The following is a 19876-nucleotide window of genomic DNA, read 5'->3' as shown; positions in this document are numbered from 1 at the left end:
TGCCTAGGTCGGCCGCCAGAAAATGCAACCCCGCAGGTTGTTTTCCGCCCTCAGGATAGGCGGGCATGCGTCAGGGGTGTGCGGCAATGCGCTCAAAATCTGCGGTTGTGCGGCTATGTATTGCACTGCAGCATACTTGGACGTATCGCGTGGATATGGCAAAAGCACCTCTCTCCCCCGCCGCATGGATCGAAGCCGGTCTCGCGCAACTGACCGCCACAGGGCCCATGGCACTGCGCGCCGAACCCCTGTCCCGCCATCTCAAAACGTCCAAAGGATCGTTTTACTGGCACTTCAAGGATGTCCCCGCCTTTCAGGCCGCCCTGCTCGCGGAATGGAAAGAGCGCGCGATGGCTCAACTCGTCGAGGATGCGGCCCTTGAAGGTTCCGACACCGACAAGATGATTCGGTTTGGTCAAAGCGTTCAAAGCGACAAGGCTGGCCCCGCCCTGCGGGCCTGGGCGCAGTCGGACAAGTCCGTGGCCAAAACCATCCATTCTGTGGACGCCGCACGGCTCAAGCGGCTGGTCAAGTTGATGAAAGACATCGGCGTCAGCAACGAGGATTTCGCCAAGGCCGCCTATGGCGCGCTGGTCGGCCTCAAGCAGATGGACAACGATGACGGAGACGCATTGGTGGCCTTCGCCGCACTGGTTGATCTGGTGATGGCGCTCAAGTGATGCGCCTGCTTGCGGCTGCCCTGATTGGGCTGATCCCGGCGTGTCAAAAGGATGAAACAGTCGCTGGATATGGGGCAGCCGGCATCACCTGGACACTCATCGAACAAAACGGCGCGCCATTTCCTGCACGGGCCACCCTCGTCTTTGGTGAGGATGGTCGGGTCTCTGGTCAGGCGCCCTGCAACCGGTTCACCTTTACCAATGATCTGCCCTATCCATGGTTCGAATCCGGCCCGGTGGCGGCCACAAAAATGGCCTGCCCCGACCTCGAGGCAGAGGGTGCGTTTTTAAAAAACCTAAGCGCGATGACCCGCGTGATCCTTGGCGAGGATGGCAACATGACCATGGCCAATGATGAGGGCGGTGAGATGGTTTTTACAGCGTCCGAGTGAAGGCGTCGACAAAGCGCGCCCGCGCGTCAGGCAGCGGTCGGTTGCCCAGATCAGGCGCGAGATGGTTGGTCAGAAAATAACCCGTGGTCTCAAGCGCCTGCGCCACTTCGACATCCGGAGCCTCCCCAAAACCGCGCAGCGCATCCGGCAGCGGTAACAACCGCTGCGCCCATGTCCCGGCCCCGGCGCGGGACACGGCCCGTCCGGACTTGGGCGAGACATAGATCAGATCTTCGCTGCTCCCCGTCACCGCGCATGTGCTCAGATCAAGGCCAAATCCCATCTCTTCGAGCAGCGCCACCTCCCATCGCAGATAGGCGAGCGGCCAGACCTCGTTCTGGCCCAACAAATCCAAGAGCTGTTCGGTGCGGCGATAAAGCGGCCCGTGCGCCTCACGCTCTGGCAGGCAAAAACACAGCAGGCCGGTCACGGCATTCAGCCCCGCCAGCGCCAGGCGATCGCCCATCACAAGGGCGGCACGACTGCGCACCGGTTCAACGGCAAAGGCCCCGATGTGATCCTCAAGTCGCGCGCGCCAGGCCACGTCCAGTTGCGCACCGGGTTGCAGGATCGGGGCGATCTTGCGGCTGGTCCCACCGCGCACGACACCTGCATGGCGGCCCCGTTCCTCGCTGAAAACATCGATGATCGCGCTGGTTTCCCCGTGGCGGCGCACGCTCAGCAAAATGGCTGTGCCGCGCCAGTCCATCTCAGGCCAACCCGTCCTGATCCAGCAGATGGCGCCCGGCACGATCCTCGACCTCGATCACCCACAGATCCGGATCAAACCCGCGCTGGCGGGCGACCGCCTCGTCCACATCCGCCTCCACCCCGGTGGCCAGCTCCGCCCACACCCGCGTGTCCGACATCAAATCAAACGAGCGCTGGTACAGGCGCGCCTGCCCATCCAGCGTGTTTAGCTTGACCAGCACCGCCCCGCCCGTGTCATCGCCATGGGCCACAACAAAACCGGGGATATCCGCAAATCGCAGCCGCGCCAGATATGCATCCACCCAGAACCGAGAGGTCAGACGGGTCACGACGTCCCTCGCTTCTCTGTTTTGAAAAAATCCTCCCCGAAGGGTCGATTGGCAGATGTCTCAGGCGTTTCCATCTTTGAAGTCCAGCCCCATCTCGGAATAGCGTTCCGCCTCTTCCTGCCATTTCTCGCGCACTTTGACCTGTAGGAACAGATGCACCTTGCGGCCCAGAAACTCGGTCAGCTCGGCGCGGGCGGACTGGCTGACAGATTTGATCGTCTCGCCCTTGTTGCCCAGCACGATGCCCTTGTGGCCGTCGCGGCTGACATAGATGATCTGATCGACGCGGGCCGACCCGTCCTTGCGCTCTTCCCAGCTCTCCGTTTCGACAGTCAGTTGATAGGGCAATTCCTGATGCAGCCGCAGGGTCAGCTTTTCGCGGGTCATTTCGGCGGCGATCATGCGCATGGGCAGGTCCGCGATTTGGTCCTCGGGGTACAGCCACGGCCCTTCGGGCACTTCGCTCGCCAGCCACTGGCGCAACGTGTCCACACCGTGCCCCTTTTCGGCAGAGATCATGAAGGTTTCGGCAAAATCGTAAGCGTTGTTCAGCTTGTCGGCGAGGCCCAGCAACACCTGCGCCTCCACCCGGTCGATCTTGTTGATGGCGAGCGCGACGGTGCGGCCTTTGCCGATATCGCCAAGCCCCTCAAGGATGCGGATGACGCCATCGGTGAGCCCGCGATGGGCCTCGACCATCAGCACCACCACATCCGCGTCTGCCGCCCCGCCCCATGCGGCGGCCACCATGGCGCGATCGAGACGGCGGCGGGGCTGGAACAGGCCGGGTGTGTCGACAAACACGATCTGCGCCTCACCTTCCATCGCCACACCGCGAATGCGGGCGCGGGTGGTTTGGACTTTGTGGGTCACGATGCTGACCTTGGCCCCGACCATCCGGTTGAGCAGGGTGGATTTGCCCGCGTTGGGCTCTCCGATCAGGGCGACGAATCCGGCGCGGGTGCTCATGTGTCTTGCTCCAGTTGGGCCAAAAGGGCCTTGGCGGCGGATTGCTGCGCCTCACGTTTCGACCCGGCGGTGGCCTGGGCCTCCGCCCCGCCCTCAAGCTGGGCAGAGATGGTAAAAACCGGCGCGTGATCCGGGCCGGATCGGGCGGTTTCGACGTAGACCGGCGGGGCAAGGCCACGGGCCTGCGCCCATTCCTGCAAGGCGGTCTTGGCATCGCGGGCGTCATCCTCGACCCCTGTGATACGTTCAGCCCAAAGGCGCACAATCATCGCACGTGCCGCATCAAATCCCGCATCCAGATAGACCGCAGCAATCACCGCCTCGACCGCATCGCCCAGCAAGGCCTGCTTGCGCCGCCCGCCCGACATCATCTCGGACCGGCCCAGACGCAGCACGTCCCCAAGGCCAATGTCGCGGGCCACATCGGCGCAGGTTTCCTTGCGCACCAGCGCATTAAAACGCGGGGCCAGCGTGCCCTCTGGCGCGCCAGTATCCGCCGCCAGCAACGCCTCGGCCATCACAAGGCCCAGAACCCGGTCGCCCAGGAATTCCAGCCGTTGGTTGTCACTGCGAGTGGGTGTGGACATCGAGGCATGTGTGACCGCTTCGATCAGCAGATCGGGTTTGGCAAAGTGATGCCCGATGCGCGCCTCAAAGGCTTGCAGATCTGCGCCCAGCTTCACTCGATCCCCTTAAAGTACCGATCAGAGCGCCACGTCCAGAAAAACAGCATCGAGCGGCCCGCCGACGAGAACATGATGCGATCCGCGCGCCCGATCAGGTTTTCGTAGGGGACAAAGCCGACGCCGCCCGCCAGTTGTGCCAGACGGCTGTCAGACGAGTTGTCGCGGTTGTCGCCCATAAAGAAATACTGCCCCTCGGGCACCTGAAACACGGACGTGTTGTCAGAGCCTTGCACGCCCACATTCAACACCACATGCGAGGAGCCGTCCGGAAAGGTTTCGACAAAGCGCGACTTTGAACAGGCCGCGCCCTGCCCCACGGCGCCGCTTTCGCAGCGCGGCGTCAGTCCTTGCGGTCCTTGCGGCTCAAAAACCTCGGAAAACGTGCCCGCCGGTTCCTGCGGCAAGGGTTTGCCGTTCAGGATAACGATACCGTCTTTGACCTGCACAGTGTCACCCGGCAGCCCGACAAGGCGCTTGATAAAGTCCGACCCTGAAATGGGGTGGCGAAAGACAACAACATCGCCCCGCTCAGGCTCGCCCGCCAGAATGCGGGTGTTGTCACCATCAAGGAACCCGCAGATCGCCTTGGCATCCAGACCAATGATGGGGATCGACGGGCAAGAGGCGTAGGAATAGCCATAGGCCATTTTGTTCACGAACAGGAAATCACCGATCAGCAGCGTTTCCTTCATCGACCCGGAAGGAATCCAGAAGGGTTGGAAAAACAGGGTCCGGAACACACCCGCGATCAGCAGCGCGTAAACGATGGTTTTGATCGTGTCGATCACACCACCTTCTGATTTTTCCTTGGCGGCCATTGGGCGCTCCTGCTCGGTCAAGTTTTCAAGGGTACATGCGGGTGCGCGCTATCGCTGTCAAGGCGGTGGGCCCTGACGTCAGGACGCATCCGGCCCTTTCGGGCGGGCCTCGATCAGCACAAAGGCCTGCGCCCATGGGTGATCGTCGGTCAGGGTGACGTGGATAATGGCCTCGTGGCCGGGCGGGGTCATGTCCGCGAGACGTTCGGCGGCCCAGCCAGTCACGTGCATCACGGGCTGGCCTGAGCGCAGGTTTGTGACAGCCATGTCTTTCCACGCGATGCCCATGCGCAGGCCGGTGCCCAGCGCCTTGGAACAGGCCTCTTTCGCGGCCCAGCGTTTGGCATAGGTGCCGGGTGTGTCGGCGCGCCGTTCGGCCTTGGCCTGCTCGATCTCTGTGAACACCCGATTTCGGAACCGATCACCAAAGCGGTCCAGCGTGCGCTCGATCCGCTCGATATTGGCCAGATCCGTGCCGATACCGAGGATCATTGCAACCGCGCCGTCAGGATTTTGAAGCTGGCAAAGCCGAAGAAGCCCGCAAATGCCAGATCAAACCAGCGACGCGCACGCCCATAGACGGCGACGATGCGCGGATTGGAAAACAGGAAGGCATAACCGATGAAGATCATTATGGACCCCGCGTAAAGCAGCCCGAAACACTGAAAGACCATTGGGGGTGCCGCATCCGCAGGCAGCGCAATCGCATAGATCGACCCCCAGCTGAGGATTGCCTTGGGGTTGGTGATGTGGATCGCTGCCCCTTTGAGGAACAGGGCACGCGCGCTGCCTTTGAACGGGGTTCCGGCCGCTGCGTCCCCACCTGCATACGCACTTTTGAGTGCTTTGAACGCAAGCCACGCCAGATAGGTCGCGCCCGCATAGCGGATGATCTCGAACACCCACACATGGGTCAGCATGATGGCCGACAACCCGAGTGCAGCCGCAATACCCCAACTGGCTGACCCGGCGAGAATACCAATCGCAAAGGCCAGCGCAGACGCCCGCCCCGCTGTCATGGCGGTGCCCGCGATGCCCATGGTGGCGGGGCCGGGTGACCCCCCGGCGAGGATCCACGCAATCCAGATGGCGATGAATTCAAGCCCCATCGAATTCACCCCTTTTCTGGCGCACGGGCGTTTTACGTGATCCGGGCATCATCTCTCCTCAATTCAACCGCTGTGCTTGCCGAGTCGCGAGGTCAATCTGCCAGCGCACCGGCAGGGTCGGACAACAGCGGGGTTCATTGGGACCCAGCATGGTGGTGGTCAGTTGCACAGCCCCCGGTAGAAAAGCAGCGTCACGGGGGTTGTGTCCAAAGAGGTTGCCGATCAGCCCGGCGTAAGCCCAGCCGCCCTCGACCCGCACAAAATGTCCCACGGCGATGCCGGTGTTGCCTGCAGCGCCCACGATGATGGGATAGACCACGCCGATGGCTTGCCGAGCCTGTGCCGGATCAGCAGCATCCGGCAACCAGAACGACACTTCGAACTGACCGCCGGGGGCAAGCGTGCTGCCCAAAAGCACATCAAGGTCGGGCCAGCCTTCCTGTGCGCGCAAAGGTGCGACGCAGATCACCAGCGCCAGAAGGAACGCGAACCCCTTCATGCAGCCGTCGCCTCACGCGCCTCGTCCATCAGACGGCGCATTTCGCGAATGGCCGGATCGAGGCCGCGAAAGATCGCTTCGCCGATCAGGAAATGGCCGATGTTCAACTCCATCGCTTCGGGGAAGGCGGCAACGGGTTTGACGGTTTCATAGGTCAGGCCGTGGCCCACATGGACCTCAAGGCCCAGATCATGGGCAAAGGTGCTCATCTGCCGCATCGCTTCCAACTCGCGGTCGCGGTCGTCAAAGCGGCCTTCGTGATGAGCGTCGCAGTAGGCGCCAGAATGCAGCTCGATCACCTGCGCGCCGATGCGGTGGGCTGCCTCTATCTGACGCTTGTCGGCGGCGATAAAGATCGACACCCGGCAGCCCGCATCGCGCAAGGGCGCGATGAAATGGGCAAGGCGGTTTTCCTCGCGGGCCACTTCCAGGCCGCCCTCGGTGGTGCGTTCCTCGCGCTTTTCGGGGACGATGCAGACAGCGTGGGGTTTGTGACGCAAAGCGATGGCCTGCATCTCATCCGTGGCGGCCATTTCAAAGTTCAAAGGCACGGTCAGGATGTCCATCAATCCTTCGATATCGGCATCCGAGATGTGGCGGCGGTCTTCACGCAGGTGGGCGGTGATGCCATCGGCACCCGCCTGTTCTGCAATGCGGGCCGCACGCAAGGGGTCGGGCGTGTCCCCGCCACGCGCGTTGCGGACAGTAGCCACATGGTCGATGTTCACGCCAAGGCGCAGTTTGCCAATTGGATGGGTCATGGCAGATTCCTCTCGTGTCGCTTGCTGCCAACCTAATGCGGACAGACCCGACTGAAAATGCAGACAGGTCCAATAAATTGTACCAAACGAGGGGGGCTTATTGCTCGGGCTTTTTCTTGCGCTCGATCGTTTTGGCGGCGGCCTTGGCCTTGAGGACATCGAACTTGGCCTTGATCGCGCCCTTGCGACGGTGCTGATAGGCGCGGATCACCGGCACGGCCAGATAGTAGCAAACGGTGGCCGCGATGATCCCGGGAATGATGCCGCCCACAAGATAGGGAAAGAAAATCTCGTCCGAGAAGGTCGCAAGTCCGGTCCAATCCCGTGGCTCACCCATGATCACATGTTTGAGATTGAGCCAGAGATCACCACCCGCATCGACAAATTTGCCCCCGAACGAGCGTTCGGTGCTTTCCTTCATTTCCGAACCCAGCAGCCAGTGGCCAGTCTGCAGGGATACGAGGCCAATGGGCACATAGGTCAGCGGATTGCCAAAGAACGTGGCCATGAGGCTCGCCAGAATATTGCCGCGCATGATCGTGGCCAGCACTGCGGCCACCACGAAATGGACGCCGTAAAACGGAGTGAAGGCGGTAAAGACCCCGGCCCAGATGCCCCGCGCAATCTTTTCCGGGGTATCCGGCAGACGGCGCATTCGGTGGTTCACATACTGGAACGCACGTGCCCAACCGCCGCGCGGCCAGACAAATTCCAGCATCGACCGAAAGAACGGCTTGGGGTCGCGGCGTTTGAACACCAATGTCTCGCCTTCCTATGCAGTCTGAGGTGTAGACGCCGGATGCGCCTGTGAAGGCACGGTCCGACGATGGCGCTCAATGGCTGCTACGTCACTTTCTGCTTCCAGCGCACCCATCAATGTATGCAGATGCTGCGCGTCCCGCAATTCCACATAGATCAGCAAACGGTAAAAGTCAGGTTTGCGATCCATAAATTCGAGATCAGAGATATTGGCCTGCGTCTCGCCGATCAATGTGCAAATACGTCCCAGCACCCCGGCATCGTTTCCGATGGTCACATCCAGTGTCGCTCCGTAAACGGCGGCGTGGCTGCCGTCGTGCCAGTGCAGGTCCAGCCAGCGGTCGGGTTGGTTTTCGTATTCCACGAGGCGCGCGCAGTCGATGGCGTGCACCACCACCCCTTCACCTCGGAAAGTGATACCAACGATCCGCTCACCCGGAAGGGGTTCGCAGCAGGTGGCGCGCTGAAACTTTTGCCCTGGCAGCAGGCCGATCACGGCGCGGCGCGCATCCACCACCTTGCCCGGTTTCGCGGTGAGGTCGGGATAGATCGCCTGCACCACCTCTTTGCCCGTCAACTCGGCAGAGCCGAGGCGGGCCAGCACTTCGTCCGCGCTGCCAAGGCGCAATTGCTTGGCCGCCGCTTCAAGGGCCTTGTCCGTGGCCTTCTTGCGCACATGGGCAAAGGCAGAGCGGGCGAGTTCACGGCCCAACGTGATAAAGCGTTCACGATCCGCCTCGCGCAAGGAACGGCGGATCGCCGTCTTGGCCTTGCCCGTGGTGGCAATCTCCAACCACGTGGTTTGTGGCGTCTGCCCTTCGGCGGTGATGATGTCCACCGACTGGCCATTCTTGACCCGCGTCCACAGGGGCACGCGCATCCCGTCCACTTTGGCGCCGACACAGGCGTTGCCGATGCGGGTGTGGATGGCATAGGCGAAATCAATTGGCGTCGCCCCGCGCGGCAGCTTGACCACCTCGCCCTTGGGGGTGAAGCAGAACACCTGGTCCGAATACATCTCAAGCTTGACCGCCTCGAGGAAATCCTCGTGATCGTCCTCGCCGTCGAATTGTTCGGTCAGTTGGGCAATCCACTTGGCCGGATCAACGGCAAAGGGGTTCTTGCCCCGGACCCCATCGCGATAGGACCAGTGGGCGGCCACGCCGGTTTCGGCCACATCGTGCATCTGCCCGGTCCTGATCTGCACCTCGACCCGTTTGCCATCGCGCCCCGACACCGTGGTGTGGATCGAGCGATAGCCGTTGGTTTTGGGCTGGCTGATATAGTCCTTGAACCGGCCCGGCACCGCGCGCCAGCGCTGGTGGATGGCACCAAGGGTGCGATAGCAATCCTCTTCGGTGCCGGTGATGACACGAAATCCGTAGATGTCGGACAGGCGGGAAAAGGACTGATCCTTTTCCTGCATCTTGCGCCAGATCGAATAGGGCTTTTTGGCGCGACCAAAGACTTCGGCCTCGATGCCCGCCTTTTCCAATTCGCGGCGCATGTCGCCGGTGATGCGCTGGATCACGTCGCCGGTTTCGCGTTGCATGGTGATGAAACGGCGGATGATGGACGAACGGGCCTCGGGGTTGAGCACCTTGAAGGCCAGATCCTCCAGCTCTTCGCGCATCCACTGCATCCCCATGCGTCCTGCAAGGGGGGCAAAGATGTCCATGGTCTCGCGGGCCTTTTGCAACTGCTTGTCCGGGCGCATCGAGCGGATCGTGCGCATGTTGTGCAGACGGTCGCTGAGTTTGACCAGAATGACGCGCATGTCCTTGGACATGGCCATGAACAGTTTGCGAAAGTTCTCGGCCTGCTTGGTCTCGACACTGCTGAGTTGCAGGTTGGTCAGCTTGGTGACGCCGTCCACCAGCTTGGCGATTTCTTCGCCAAAGGTGTCGGACACGGTTTTATAGCTGGCCTTGGTGTCCTCGATCGTGTCGTGCAGCAGTGCGGTAATGATGGTGGCATCATCCAGTTGCTGTTCGGTCAGGATCGCGGCGACGGCCACGGGGTGGGTGAAATAGGGCTCACCCGAGTGGCGAAACTGACCCTCATGCATCTCGCCGCCATACTTGTAGGCGGCGCGGATCAGCGCCTCGTTTGTCTTGGGATTGTAGTTTCGGACCAGTGCGATCAGATCGTCGTCAGAGATCATGCGGCCCAAAACCTGAATTCTAAGGGTTAACCCTGACCTTGCGCGGCCATCAGCTGACGCAGCAACATCTCTTCGGACATGCTGTCCTCGTCGGGCTTGTCGGCTTCGGTGCCCATGAGAAGCGCCATGGCGTCTTCTTCGGCCTCGTCGACTTCGATCTGGGTCTGGTTGGACTCGATCAAACGCTCGCGCAGTTCTTCGGCGCTTTGCGTCTCGTCGGCGATTTCACGCAGCGACACGACGGGGTTCTTGTCGTTGTCACGATCCACGGTGATCGGTGCGCCTGCGGAAATTTCGCGGGCACGATGGGCGGCGAGCATCACCAGCTCGAAACGGTTGGGAACCTTGTCAACGCAGTCTTCAACGGTCACGCGGGCCATCAGGGTGCTCCAGATCAGCAAAAAGAAACGACAAGCCGCTTATCTAGGGGCGATTCAGCGAAATGACAAGTCGCTATTCCAGTGCCCGAATGGGTGCGCGATCGGCCTCAGGCAGGGCCGCACACATCTGTGCGACGGTTTGCCGGGTGATGGGGTGTTTCCAGTCCGGTGCGATTTCCGCAAGCGGCACCAGAACAAAGCTGCGCTGGTGCATGCGCGGATGGGGCAGGATCAGCTGGCCGGGCGCTTTTTGCTGCTGCTGATCAAAGGGCAGGTTCATCCAGCTGCGCAGGGTCGCGACATCGGGCAGGATCATGTCGTCCATCGCCAGCAGATCAAGATCGATGATCCGGGCACCCCAACGTTCGGCCCGGCGCCGTCCCAACTGTGCCTCGATGTCGTGCAAATTGGCGATCATTTCGCGCGCAGACCAACCGGTTTCGATCACAACTGCGGCATTTACAAAGTCCGGACCGTTCCCGACCGGCACCGCCGGGGTGGCATAAAAGCGGCTCTTGGCGCGAATCACTGCACCCATTGTTTCCAACGTAGAAACGGCAAAATCCAACGTTTCGGCGGGTGACCCAACGTCAGACTGCATGTTTGACCCTAGGGCAACAAGCGAAAGTGACCGGTTTTGCGGCAGCTTTTCGCCCGTTTCCCTCTGACTAGTGTCTTGCGACATATTCAAAATGACCTATTTTCAGACAACCACTTGCTCGAGATTTTACCCTCTCACTCACAACACTCACGGAAAACGCAGGCGGTGACCCGAATTTTCGGAAGGATGCTTTATGTTTTACAAAGACGAACGGCTCGCGCTGTTCATCGACGGTTCGAATCTTTACGCCGCAGCCAAAGCGCTTGGGTTCGATATTGACTACAAGTTGTTGCGCCAGGAGTTCATGCGCCGCGGCAAGTTGCTCAGAGCCTTTTACTATACCGCCTTGTTGGAGAATGACGAGTACTCACCCATCCGCCCACTCGTGGACTGGCTGAATTACAACGGTTTCACCATGGTGACCAAACCGGCCAAGGAATACACGGATTCCATGGGTCGGCGCAAAGTCAAAGGCAATATGGATATCGAACTGGCAGTGGATGCGATGGAACTTGCACCACGCGTCGATCACATCGTCCTGTTTTCGGGGGATGGCGATTTCCGCCCGCTGGTCGAAAGCCTGCAACGTCAGGGCGTGCGCGTGTCTGTGGTATCGACCATCCGCAGCCAGCCTCCGATGATTTCCGATGATCTGCGCCGTCAGGCCGACAATTTCATCGAACTCGACGAACTCAAGGACGTGATCGGTCGCCCACCGCGCGAAGTCGTGACCGAACCGAACGAACGGCTGCAAGCGCAGGGCTAGGTCCGCACGCTTCACACTCTTTCGGCGGGCTGGACCCGGCCCGCCGAACGCCTTACCTCTGGGACGACCAACGCCGCCCGGAGAGACGCATATGCCCAATCCCCCCCTGACCCTGTACCTCGCCGCCCCGCGCGGTTTTTGCGCAGGTGTTGATCGCGCGATCAAGATCGTCGAAATGGCGATCGAGAAATGGGGCGCGCCTGTCTATGTCCGCCACGAGATCGTGCACAACAAATTTGTGGTCGACGGTCTGCGTGACAAGGGGGCGGTGTTTGTCGAGGAACTCTCGGACTGCCCCGACGATCGTCCCGTCATCTTTTCCGCCCACGGCGTGCCCAAATCCGTGCCCCAGGCCGCGCAGGCCCGCGAGATGGTCTTTGTCGATGCCACCTGCCCGCTGGTCTCCAAAGTGCATATCGAGGCGCAGCGACACGCAGATGCGGGCCTGCAGATGATCATGATCGGCCATGCGGGCCATCCCGAAACCGTCGGCACCATGGGTCAACTGCCCGAGGGCGACGTGCTGCTGGTCGAAACAGTCGAGGATGTAGAGCAAGTGACAGTCCGCGATCCCGAACGGCTCGCCTTTGTGACGCAGACCACGCTGTCGGTGGATGACACCGCCGATATCGTGGCCGCGCTTCAAGCCCGCTTTCCCGCGATTGTCGGCCCGCATAAAGAAGACATCTGCTACGCCACCACCAACCGGCAAGAGGCGGTCAAGGCGATGGCCCCGAAATGCGACGCGATGCTGGTGGTCGGGGCGCCCAACTCCTCAAACTCCAAACGGCTGGTCGAAGTGGGTGCTCGCGCGGGCTGCGCCTATTCCCAACTGGTCCAGCGGGCAACGGACATCGACTGGCGCAGCCTTGAGGGGATCGCGTCTGTCGGGATCACCGCCGGGGCCTCGGCCCCGGAAGTGCTGATCAACGAGGTGATCGACGCCTTTGGTGCACGCTATGACATGACCGTCGAAGTTGTCGAAACGGCGGTGGAGAACGTGGAATTCAAAGTGCCACGGGTGCTGCGTGAGCCTGCTTGAAACAGGAAACATCTCCGTCGTGTGGGAATGGCACGACGGCAGCTATGACCGCGCCCGCATCCACGCAAGCGCAGAAGGATGGACTGTTTCGGGCCGTCACGGCGACACGCGATATCTGATCAGTGTGGACACCGACTTTTGTTGTCGCAGCCTCGAAGTGTCTTGCGGGGCAGATGGGCTGACCCTGAACAGGACCGACGCGGGGTGGCTCGGGACCGAGACCGGACTGATCTCCGGCAGCGCCCGCTGCCGCGATCTGGACCTGGGCTGGAGCGCGCTGACCAACACTTTTCCAATCAGACGCCTGACGGCGGCGCAGCAAGCGACGGCGACATTCCCTGTCCTCATGATCGCGCAACCTGGTCTGAACATCCGCGTGGTTGAACAGACCTATACGCTCCAGGATGGCGGATGGCTGTATCGAAACAATGAAAGCGGGTATCAGGCCTTGCTGAGCGTGGATCGGAATGGCCTTGTCACGGACTACCCTGATGTGTGTACGCAAAAGGATCTTGGCCCGTGATCTCACTTCAATTCCTTTTGACGGCTTTGGTCGTTGTCATCGCCCCGGGTACGGGCGTCATCTATACTCTCGCCCTGGGGCTTGGTCAGGGAAGGCGGGCCGCACTTTGGGCGGCCCTGGGATGTACGGTCGGGATCGTGCCGCATCTGGCCGCCGCCACGCTGGGGCTGGCAGCGATCCTGCATACCTCGGCCCTGCTCTTCAACATCGTGAAATTCGCAGGCGTCGCCTATCTGCTGTACCTCGCATGGGGGTCACTCCGGCAAGGTGGGGCGCTGGCCATCTCGTCCGAAACCAAGGTCGAGGCCGGATGGCGCATCGCGCGGCGTGGCGCGCTGATCAATATCCTGAACCCGAAACTATCGATCTTCTTTCTCGCACTCCTGCCGCCCTTTCTGTCCGGCACAGCAGCAACAGCCACGGCGGAAATGACGATGCTTGGGCTAGTCTTCATGGCAATGACATTTGTCGTGTTTGTTCTTTACGGCACCTTCGCCGCGGCGGCGCGCCAATGGGTGCTTGGATCAGAGCGGGTCATGCGATGGCTGTCGCGCAGCTTTGCTGCGATCTTTGCCGCCCTCGCGGGTCGCCTTGCGCTGGAACGTGCATGAACCTGCCGCCGTCTTGTTTGCGTTTGCACCTTGTCAACGCGGCCAAAAGGGCCGACACCCACGCGCGATGCAATGCCACCTGATCGCAAAGCCATGACACACATCCCACGCGCACCCCTGATCCTTGGCCTTCTCGGCCTCATCCCCTTTGTCTGGGGTGCGGCCACGGTGATGTCGGACGATCTGGCGGCCCTTGGCGCGGCCTATCTGGGCCCACGCTTTATCGGGCCTTACGTGCAGCTGTTCTACGGGTCGGTCATTCTGTCCTTCATGTCCGGCGTGCTTTGGGGCTTTGCGACCAAGGCCGAAGGCGTGCAGGCCGCGACCGGCTACACCCTGTCGGTGCTGCCCGCGCTCTGGGCGTTTTTCATGACCGGGGGCGGGCCGTCCAGTGCGGCGATGAACCTGATCTTTGGCTTTCTGGGCGTGCTGATGCTCGATTTCGCCTTTTCCCGTTGGGGTCTGACACCGCCATGGTGGATGGCCCTGCGCACCCTTTTGACGGCCATTGTCGTGGCCTGCCTGACCCTCACGGTGATCTGACATGAGCGATGCTGAAACACTTTCCGTCTATGCCGCCAAGGCTGCCGAATACGCCAAACTGACCAGCGGCGAAGAAGCAAGTCCCAGCCTGCTGCGCTTTATCTCGGAACTGCCTGAGGGCGGGCGCACTCTTGATCTGGGCTGCGGGCCCGGCTTTGCTGCCGGTGCGATGGCGGCAGCAGGGATGGAGGCACATGCCTGGGACCCGGTGCCCGAAATGGTTGCCATGGCCGCCGCACGGCCCGGCGTGATCGCGCGCGAGGCGGTCTATGCCGATCTAACCGAGGTTGCCGCCTATGACGGCATCTGGTGCAATTTCTCCATGCTGCACACACCGCTCACCGACTGGCCGGGGCAGTTCGGCGCCATCGCGCGTGCTTTGAAACCCGGCGGCCTGCTGCATTTCGGCACCAAGCTGGGTGTGGGCGAAAAGCGCGACAGTATCGGGCGGCTTTATTCCTACATGACCGAAAGCGCGCTGGCGGACCTGCTGGGGCAAACCGGGTTCACCATCGACTACACGCGCACCGGCGAAGAGGCCGGGCTGTCGGGTGAAATCGCCCCGTTCATCGTGCTGCAGGCCCGCACCGATGGCTGAGCTGTTCGCCTATACCGATGGCGCCTGTTCCGGCAATCCCGGGCCCGGCGGCTGGGGGGCCCTGCTGCGCGCGATGGAAGGCGGGCAGATCATCAAGGAACGCGAGTTGAAAGGTGGCGAGGCGCTGACCACCAATAACAAGATGGAGCTGATGGCCGCCATCGCCGCCCTCGAAGCGCTCGAACGCGCCAGCACCATCACCGTGGTGACCGACAGCAACTACGTCAAAAACGGGATCACCAGTTGGATTCACGGCTGGAAGCGCAATGGCTGGAAGAATGCGGCAAAGAAACCCGTCGCAAATTCAGACCTGTGGCAACGGCTGGACGAGGCGCAGGCGCGCCATTCCGTGACGTGGAAATGGGTCAAAGGGCATGCAGGCCACGCCGAAAACGAACGCGCGGACGAGCTGGCGCGCGCAGGGATGGCTCCGTTCAAGCCGAAATAGAGTGCCTCTACACGCAAAGTGTTACAAGATGTGTGCACGCAACCCACTGTTATCATGAAGACTTTCCATGATGGTGGCTGAAAACCTCACCGATCCCTGCCATTTCCATGACTATTTGTGACCGCTTGGTCCCTTATTGTTACAGACCTGTTCTGCTATCTCTTTCCCAAGACAGATGACACGGAACAGGAGAACAGACATGAACCTCAAGGCAAGCAAAACCCCGCTCTTGATCGCCGCGATGGCCACCGCCGTCACGCTGACTACCTTTCTGCCTGCAAACGCCAAGGTCTATTGGGCCAGCGCCGAAGCTGAAAGCGCGCAGGTGATCGACGCCAATTTCAAGGTGAAGATCAAAAAGCACAAAAGCTTCAAGCACCACAAACCGCACCACGCCAAGCCCTACCACGGCCACCACTACAAGCATGGGGTCAAGAAAAAGCACTACAAATCGCACGGTCTCAAGAAAAAGCTTATCCTGAAAAAGCTGTTCTGAGACAAGCCCGCGACACCGGCCCTTCGGGGTCGGTTCAGCGTTTGCGCCAGTGGGTTGGCACGATGATCAGCGCCCCGACGGACGACACAATCGCGTTCAGACCGGGGCTGCTGAACCCAAAACCGAACATCAACCGCACAAAGTAGAACAGGAACGCCCCGCCCACGCAGATGATGATCGACTGCAAGATGCCGTTGCGGGTAAAGCCGGACTTTTCCGCCATATAGCCGACGATGCCTGCGATCACGACAGTGCCGATAATGGTGGGAAACATGGGCGATCCTTTGTTAAAGCCGGGTGCCGGACGGAACAGGCATGCCCCGCAGAAAGACATCTGCATCCTGCGCGCCTTTGCCTGCCCGTTGCAAGCGGGTCAGGCGCACTGCCCCGTCCCCACACGCCACGCTTAGCGCGTCATCCAGCACCTGACCGGGCGCCCCGCTGCCGCTGGTAAGGGTCGACCCCAGCGCCTTGATCCGCGCGCCGTCGATTTCAAACCATGCGCCGGGAAAGGGCGAAAGGCCCCGGATTTGACGGTCCACTTCGACTGCAGGGCGGGTCCAGTCGATAGCGGCCTCCGCCTTGTCGATCTTGTGGGCATAGCTTACGCCCGCCTCCGGTTGCGGCTTTGGCGTAAGGGACGGCAGGCGCGCGAGTGCGTCCACAATCAGCTTTGCCCCCATATCCGCCAGCCGATCATGCAGACTGGCCGTGGTATCGTCTGCTGCGATGGGCGTCTCGCCGCGCAGCAATACGGGGCCTGTGTCCAGCCCCGCCTCCATCTGCATGATGCACACACCAGTCTGCGCATCACCGGCCATGATCGCACGGTGGATCGGGGCCGCCCCGCGCCACCGAGGCAAGAGACTGGCGTGGATATTGAGGCAGCCGTGCCTGGGGGCGTCCAAAATGACCTGCGGCAGGATCAGCCCATAGGCGACGACAACGGCGATATCGGCGTTGAGGGCCGCAAATTCCGCCTGCGCATCAGCATCGCGCAATGAAACAGGGTGGCGGACCGGCAGGTCCAGCGCCTCCGCGCGGGTCTGAACCGGGCCCGGACGTTCCTTTTTTCCGCGCCCAGCGGGGCGCGGGGGCTGGGTGTAAACGCACGCAATGTCGTGACCAGCGGCGACCAGCGCCTCAAGCGCCGGTACGGAAAAGTCGGGCGTGCCCATGAAGATGACGCGCATATCAGCTGACCTTGCGCGCGCGACGCAGCAGCATGTCGCGTTTGACCCGGCCCAGATTGTCGAAATACATCCGACCCGCCAGATGGTCGATCTGGTGCAAGACCGAACGGGCCTCGAGATCGACAAAGTCGCGGCGATCATAGACGCCATCAACGTTCAAAAACCGCACAGCGATGGCCTTGGGGCGGGAAATCTCGGCATGCACACCGGGCAGGCAGGGGCTGGCTTCAACGCCCGCCTCCATCTCGTCACTGGCAGACAGAACTTCAGGATTGGCCAGCAGGATGCGGCGCGAACGGTCTGGCGTGACGTCGACAACGGCAAGCCGCAACATCACGCCGATTTGCGGCGCGCCAAGGCCAATGCCCTGCCCCGGCATCGCATCCATCGTGTCGACCATATCGTTCCAGATCGCCTTGATCTCATCGGTGATTGTGTCGACATCGGCGGCGGGCGTGCGCAGACGCCTGTCCGGCCAGCGCAGGATCGGGCGCACGGCCATCAGCGTGCCTCGTAACGGGCCAAAAGCGCGGCGCGCTGGTCGTCATCCACGCGGTCCAGCGTCATGATCCCGTCCAGATGATCCAATTCGTGCTGGGCGCAGCGGGCGGAAAAGCCGGTCATGTCCTCTTCGTGCACATGTCCGGCCAGATCGGTCCAGACCATGCGGACACTGGCTGGGCGGCGTACCTCGGCCTCGACGCCGGGAATGGACAAACACCCTTCGATCCCCGTTGAGACGTCGTCACTGCGCGAAATGATCTCGGGGTTGATGCATATCGTGGGCGAAGGCGTGCCATCTTTCCACGTTGCGTCCATCACGAACATGCGCAGCAGTTGCCCGATCTGCGGGGCCGAAAGACCGCGGCCCGGCGCGGCATACATCGTCTCGAGCATGTCGGCCGCCAGCACGCGCACATCATCGGTGATGGTTTCAAGTGGCGTGCTGATCACGCCCAGGCGGGCATCGGGCCATGTCAGAATTGGATGCAGGGTCATGCCTTTTCGCGGGCCTTTTCACGTTTGAACTTGACCATCTTGCGGGTGATCATCTGACGCTTGAGTGGTTTGAGATAGTCGATGAACAGCTTGCCATCGAGATGATCGATCTCGTGCTGGACGCAGGTGGCCCACAGACCGTCCATACCCTCGGAATGTTCTTTGCCGTTCTCGTCAAGCCAGCGCACTTCGACCTCGGCCGGGCGGGTGACGTCGGCGAACTGTTCGGGGATCGACAAACACCCTTCCTCATAGACATTGGTTTCGTCCGAGGACGCGATCACTTCGGGGTTGAACATAATCAGCGGGCGGGGCTTTTCCCCTTCGGCCTTGACGCAATCCAGCACGATCAGACGGGTCAGCAACCCGACCTGCGGGGCCGCAAGGCCAATGCCGGGTGCGTCATACATCGTCTCAAGCATATCGTTGGCAAGCGCGCGCAGATCGTCCGACAGATCCACCACGGGATCGGACGTCTTTTTCAAGCGCGGGTCGGGGTGCAGGATGATCTGTCGTTTCATGCACCCCGATGTAGGACAAGATACCGAGACCCGCAATGTCCCCTTGCGCTCAGACCCGGCCTTGGTAGCGTGCGCGGGAACAGATCAGGAGGCCCCAATGAGTTTCGACGACATCATCGACCGGCAAGGAACACATTGCGTTAAATGGGACATGATGGAGAAAATCTATGGCGTCCCGCAGGACAAGGGCCTTGCCATGTGGGTGGCGGACATGGATTTCCGCCCGCCGCAATGCGTTCTGGATTCGGTGCAGGCACAGGTCGATCACGGAGTCATGGGCTATTTTGGGGATGACAGTGACTACCGCGCCGCGATCCAGTGGTGGATGCAAACCCGGCACGGCTGGGATCTCAACCCCGATCACATCTTCACCACCCACGGGCTGGTGAACGGCACGGCGATGTGTGTGGACACGTTCACCAATCCCGGCGACGGGGTCGTGTTGTTCACGCCTGTTTACCATGCCTTTGCGAGGGTCATCAAAGCCAATGGACGGCGGGTCGTGGAATGCGAGATGACGCAGGACAACGGGCGCTACGAGATGGATTTCGACGCCTATGATGCGCAGATGGACGGCTCGGAACGGATGGTCATCCTGTGCTCACCGCACAATCCGGGCGGCCGCGTCTGGACCCGTGCGGAATTGCAGGCGGTCGCGGCCTTTGCCAAGCGGCACGAGTTGATTCTTGTGTCAGACGAAATCCACCACGATCTGGTGATGCCCGGCCACACTCATATCCCGATGACGGCGATCGACGGGATCGAGGAACGGTTGGTGATGATGACCTCGACCAACAAGACCTTCAATCTGTCCGGATCGCACACGGGCAACGTGATCATCGCCGATCCCGACCTGCGCGAGAAATTCGCGAACCGCATGGCGGCACTCGGCATGTCGGCCAATTCGTTCGGCCTGTTCATGGTGACCGCAGCCTATTCGCCCGAAGGGGCGGCGTGGGTGGATGAGCTGGTGACCTATCTCGACGGCAACCGACGCCTGTTCGATGCCGGGGTGAACGCGATCCCGGGTCTCAAATCCATGGGGCTTGAGGCGACATACCTGTCATGGATCAGCTTTGAAGACACAGGCATGGAGCGGGCCGAGTTCACCCGCCGTGTCGAACAGGACGCCTGCATCGCCGTCAACCACGGACCAAGCTTTGGCAAGGGCGGGGAAAACTGGCTCCGCTTCAACATCGCAACGCCGCGCGCCCGTGTGCAAGAAGCGGTCGAACGGCTGGCCGTGGCATTTGGCGATTTGCAGTAAGGCCCCGCGTT

The 19876-nt window shown here is 61.3% G+C and carries 29 protein-coding genes; 11 read left to right on the top strand and 18 right to left on the bottom strand.

The genetic code is table 11. The features are described from left to right. Positions 1 to 155 precede the first annotated feature (155 nt). Both Q1A89_RS01965 and Q1A89_RS01960 read left to right on the top strand, forming a co-directional pair. The gene (locus Q1A89_RS01965) at positions 156 to 680 is read left to right on the top strand and encodes a TetR/AcrR family transcriptional regulator (protein WP_299722964.1); all 525 of its coding nucleotides are present in this window, start codon (positions 156 to 158) and stop codon (positions 678 to 680) included. Further along, positions 680 to 1072 (top strand): META domain-containing protein, encoded by a 393-nt coding sequence (locus tag Q1A89_RS01960; RefSeq protein ID WP_299722961.1) that lies wholly within the window; start codon positions 680 to 682, stop codon positions 1070 to 1072. Before Q1A89_RS01965 ends, Q1A89_RS01960 begins: the two co-directional genes overlap by 1 nt. Here the strand turns inward: Q1A89_RS01960 and recO are convergent. From recO to folK, 13 genes are all read right to left on the bottom strand, one after another. Further along, positions 1056 to 1781, bottom strand: coding sequence for a DNA repair protein RecO (recO, locus tag Q1A89_RS01955; RefSeq protein WP_299722958.1), 726 nt, complete (start codon positions 1779 to 1781; stop codon positions 1056 to 1058). The two genes, Q1A89_RS01960 and recO, sit on opposite strands and share 17 nt — an antisense overlap. Position 1782: 1 nt before the next feature. After that, complete coding sequence (locus tag Q1A89_RS01950) at positions 1783 to 2112, bottom strand: DUF1491 family protein (RefSeq protein WP_299722955.1); 330 nt, start codon at positions 2110 to 2112, stop codon at positions 1783 to 1785. 60 nt (positions 2113 to 2172) lie between these two features. Further along, positions 2173 to 3081, bottom strand: a complete 909-nt coding sequence (gene era, locus Q1A89_RS01945) for a GTPase Era (RefSeq protein ID WP_299722952.1) — start codon at positions 3079 to 3081, stop codon at positions 2173 to 2175. Continuing rightward, positions 3078 to 3764 (bottom strand): ribonuclease III, encoded by a 687-nt coding sequence (gene rnc / locus Q1A89_RS01940; RefSeq protein ID WP_299722949.1) that lies wholly within the window; start codon positions 3762 to 3764, stop codon positions 3078 to 3080. Before rnc ends, era begins: the two co-directional genes overlap by 4 nt. After that, on the bottom strand, positions 3761 to 4585 hold the full coding sequence (lepB, locus tag Q1A89_RS01935) for a signal peptidase I (protein ID WP_299722946.1): 825 nt from the start codon (positions 4583 to 4585) through the stop codon (positions 3761 to 3763). The genes rnc and lepB overlap by 4 nt, the downstream gene beginning before the upstream one ends. Positions 4586 to 4663: 78 nt before the next feature. Continuing rightward, positions 4664 to 5077, bottom strand: coding sequence for a holo-ACP synthase (acpS, locus tag Q1A89_RS01930; RefSeq protein WP_299722943.1), 414 nt, complete (start codon positions 5075 to 5077; stop codon positions 4664 to 4666). After that, on the bottom strand, positions 5074 to 5694 hold the full coding sequence (locus Q1A89_RS01925) for a LysE family translocator (RefSeq protein ID WP_299722940.1): 621 nt from the start codon (positions 5692 to 5694) through the stop codon (positions 5074 to 5076). Before Q1A89_RS01925 ends, acpS begins: the two co-directional genes overlap by 4 nt. A 58-nt stretch (positions 5695 to 5752) precedes the next feature. Continuing rightward, positions 5753 to 6193: a hypothetical protein gene (locus tag Q1A89_RS01920; protein ID WP_299722938.1), complete on the bottom strand. Its 441-nt coding sequence runs from the start codon at positions 6191 to 6193 to the stop codon at positions 5753 to 5755. Beyond that, entirely contained in the window at positions 6190 to 6954 is a 765-nt protein-coding gene (locus Q1A89_RS01915; RefSeq protein WP_299722935.1) for a pyridoxine 5'-phosphate synthase, read from the bottom strand. The genes Q1A89_RS01920 and Q1A89_RS01915 overlap by 4 nt, the downstream gene beginning before the upstream one ends. A gap of 97 nt (positions 6955 to 7051) precedes the next feature. Then, the gene (locus tag Q1A89_RS01910) at positions 7052 to 7714 is read right to left on the bottom strand and encodes a DUF2062 domain-containing protein (protein ID WP_299722932.1); all 663 of its coding nucleotides are present in this window, start codon (positions 7712 to 7714) and stop codon (positions 7052 to 7054) included. Between the two features lie 12 nt (positions 7715 to 7726). Further along, positions 7727 to 9877: a bifunctional (p)ppGpp synthetase/guanosine-3',5'-bis(diphosphate) 3'-pyrophosphohydrolase gene (locus Q1A89_RS01905; RefSeq protein WP_299722929.1), complete on the bottom strand. Its 2151-nt coding sequence runs from the start codon at positions 9875 to 9877 to the stop codon at positions 7727 to 7729. Positions 9878 to 9903: 26 nt separating this feature from the next. After that, positions 9904 to 10257, bottom strand: coding sequence for a DNA-directed RNA polymerase subunit omega (rpoZ, locus tag Q1A89_RS01900; RefSeq protein WP_299722926.1), 354 nt, complete (start codon positions 10255 to 10257; stop codon positions 9904 to 9906). A gap of 73 nt (positions 10258 to 10330) precedes the next feature. Continuing rightward, positions 10331 to 10942 (bottom strand): 2-amino-4-hydroxy-6-hydroxymethyldihydropteridine diphosphokinase, encoded by a 612-nt coding sequence (gene folK / locus Q1A89_RS01895; protein ID WP_366524437.1) that lies wholly within the window; start codon positions 10940 to 10942, stop codon positions 10331 to 10333. A 109-nt stretch (positions 10943 to 11051) separates the two neighbouring features. Here folK and Q1A89_RS01890 point away from each other — a divergent pair, with 109 nt between their 5' ends. The 8 genes from Q1A89_RS01890 to Q1A89_RS01855 all read left to right on the top strand — a co-directional run bounded on the left by Q1A89_RS01890 (position 11052) and on the right by Q1A89_RS01855 (position 15885). Continuing rightward, the gene (locus Q1A89_RS01890) at positions 11052 to 11624 is read left to right on the top strand and encodes an NYN domain-containing protein (RefSeq protein ID WP_299722923.1); all 573 of its coding nucleotides are present in this window, start codon (positions 11052 to 11054) and stop codon (positions 11622 to 11624) included. A 91-nt stretch (positions 11625 to 11715) separates the two neighbouring features. Further along, on the top strand, positions 11716 to 12666 hold the full coding sequence (ispH, locus tag Q1A89_RS01885) for a 4-hydroxy-3-methylbut-2-enyl diphosphate reductase (protein ID WP_299722920.1): 951 nt from the start codon (positions 11716 to 11718) through the stop codon (positions 12664 to 12666). After that, positions 12653 to 13189 carry a putative glycolipid-binding domain-containing protein gene (locus Q1A89_RS01880; RefSeq protein ID WP_299722917.1) on the top strand — a complete coding sequence of 179 codons (537 nt, stop codon included), beginning with the start codon at positions 12653 to 12655 and terminating at the stop codon, positions 13187 to 13189. Before ispH ends, Q1A89_RS01880 begins: the two co-directional genes overlap by 14 nt. Continuing rightward, complete coding sequence (locus Q1A89_RS01875) at positions 13186 to 13800, top strand: LysE family translocator (protein WP_299722914.1); 615 nt, start codon at positions 13186 to 13188, stop codon at positions 13798 to 13800. Before Q1A89_RS01880 ends, Q1A89_RS01875 begins: the two co-directional genes overlap by 4 nt. A gap of 93 nt (positions 13801 to 13893) precedes the next feature. After that, positions 13894 to 14343, top strand: coding sequence for a DUF3429 domain-containing protein (locus tag Q1A89_RS01870; protein ID WP_299722911.1), 450 nt, complete (start codon positions 13894 to 13896; stop codon positions 14341 to 14343). Between the two features lies 1 nt (position 14344). After that, the gene (locus Q1A89_RS01865) at positions 14345 to 14941 is read left to right on the top strand and encodes a class I SAM-dependent methyltransferase (protein ID WP_299722909.1); all 597 of its coding nucleotides are present in this window, start codon (positions 14345 to 14347) and stop codon (positions 14939 to 14941) included. Then, on the top strand, positions 14934 to 15389 hold the full coding sequence (gene rnhA / locus Q1A89_RS01860) for a ribonuclease HI (protein WP_299722905.1): 456 nt from the start codon (positions 14934 to 14936) through the stop codon (positions 15387 to 15389). The genes Q1A89_RS01865 and rnhA overlap by 8 nt, the downstream gene beginning before the upstream one ends. A 199-nt stretch (positions 15390 to 15588) precedes the next feature. After that, on the top strand, positions 15589 to 15885 hold the full coding sequence (locus tag Q1A89_RS01855) for a hypothetical protein (protein WP_299722902.1): 297 nt from the start codon (positions 15589 to 15591) through the stop codon (positions 15883 to 15885). Positions 15886 to 15919: 34 nt separating this feature from the next. On the opposite strand, the gene Q1A89_RS01850 is transcribed toward Q1A89_RS01855, so the two are convergent. Genes Q1A89_RS01850 through def (Q1A89_RS01830) form a run of 5 tightly spaced genes read right to left on the bottom strand, consistent with a single transcriptional unit; the run spans position 15920 to position 18598 of the window. Continuing rightward, on the bottom strand, positions 15920 to 16159 hold the full coding sequence (locus tag Q1A89_RS01850; RefSeq protein ID WP_299722899.1) for a hypothetical protein: 240 nt from the start codon (positions 16157 to 16159) through the stop codon (positions 15920 to 15922). A gap of 13 nt (positions 16160 to 16172) precedes the next feature. Continuing rightward, positions 16173 to 17078 (bottom strand): methionyl-tRNA formyltransferase, encoded by a 906-nt coding sequence (fmt, locus tag Q1A89_RS01845; RefSeq protein ID WP_299722896.1) that lies wholly within the window; start codon positions 17076 to 17078, stop codon positions 16173 to 16175. 1 nt (position 17079) lies between these two features. After that, positions 17080 to 17580 carry a peptide deformylase gene (gene def, locus Q1A89_RS01840; RefSeq protein ID WP_299722891.1) on the bottom strand — a complete coding sequence of 167 codons (501 nt, stop codon included), beginning with the start codon at positions 17578 to 17580 and terminating at the stop codon, positions 17080 to 17082. Further along, positions 17580 to 18077: a peptide deformylase gene (gene def, locus Q1A89_RS01835; RefSeq protein WP_299722888.1), complete on the bottom strand. Its 498-nt coding sequence runs from the start codon at positions 18075 to 18077 to the stop codon at positions 17580 to 17582. Before def (Q1A89_RS01835) ends, def (Q1A89_RS01840) begins: the two co-directional genes overlap by 1 nt. Then, positions 18074 to 18598, bottom strand: a complete 525-nt coding sequence (def, locus tag Q1A89_RS01830) for a peptide deformylase (protein ID WP_299722885.1) — start codon at positions 18596 to 18598, stop codon at positions 18074 to 18076. Before def (Q1A89_RS01830) ends, def (Q1A89_RS01835) begins: the two co-directional genes overlap by 4 nt. 97 nt (positions 18599 to 18695) lie before the next feature. Here def (Q1A89_RS01830) and Q1A89_RS01825 point away from each other — a divergent pair, with 97 nt between their 5' ends. Beyond that, positions 18696 to 19865 carry a MalY/PatB family protein gene (locus tag Q1A89_RS01825; RefSeq protein ID WP_299722882.1) on the top strand — a complete coding sequence of 390 codons (1170 nt, stop codon included), beginning with the start codon at positions 18696 to 18698 and terminating at the stop codon, positions 19863 to 19865. Positions 19866 to 19876: the final 11 nt, after the last annotated feature.

The sequence above is a fragment of the uncultured Tateyamaria sp. genome (genome assembly GCF_947503045.1).
GTDB lineage: Bacteria > Pseudomonadota > Alphaproteobacteria > Rhodobacterales > Rhodobacteraceae > Tateyamaria.
This window is presented reverse-complemented; position numbering and strand designations above follow the sequence as displayed.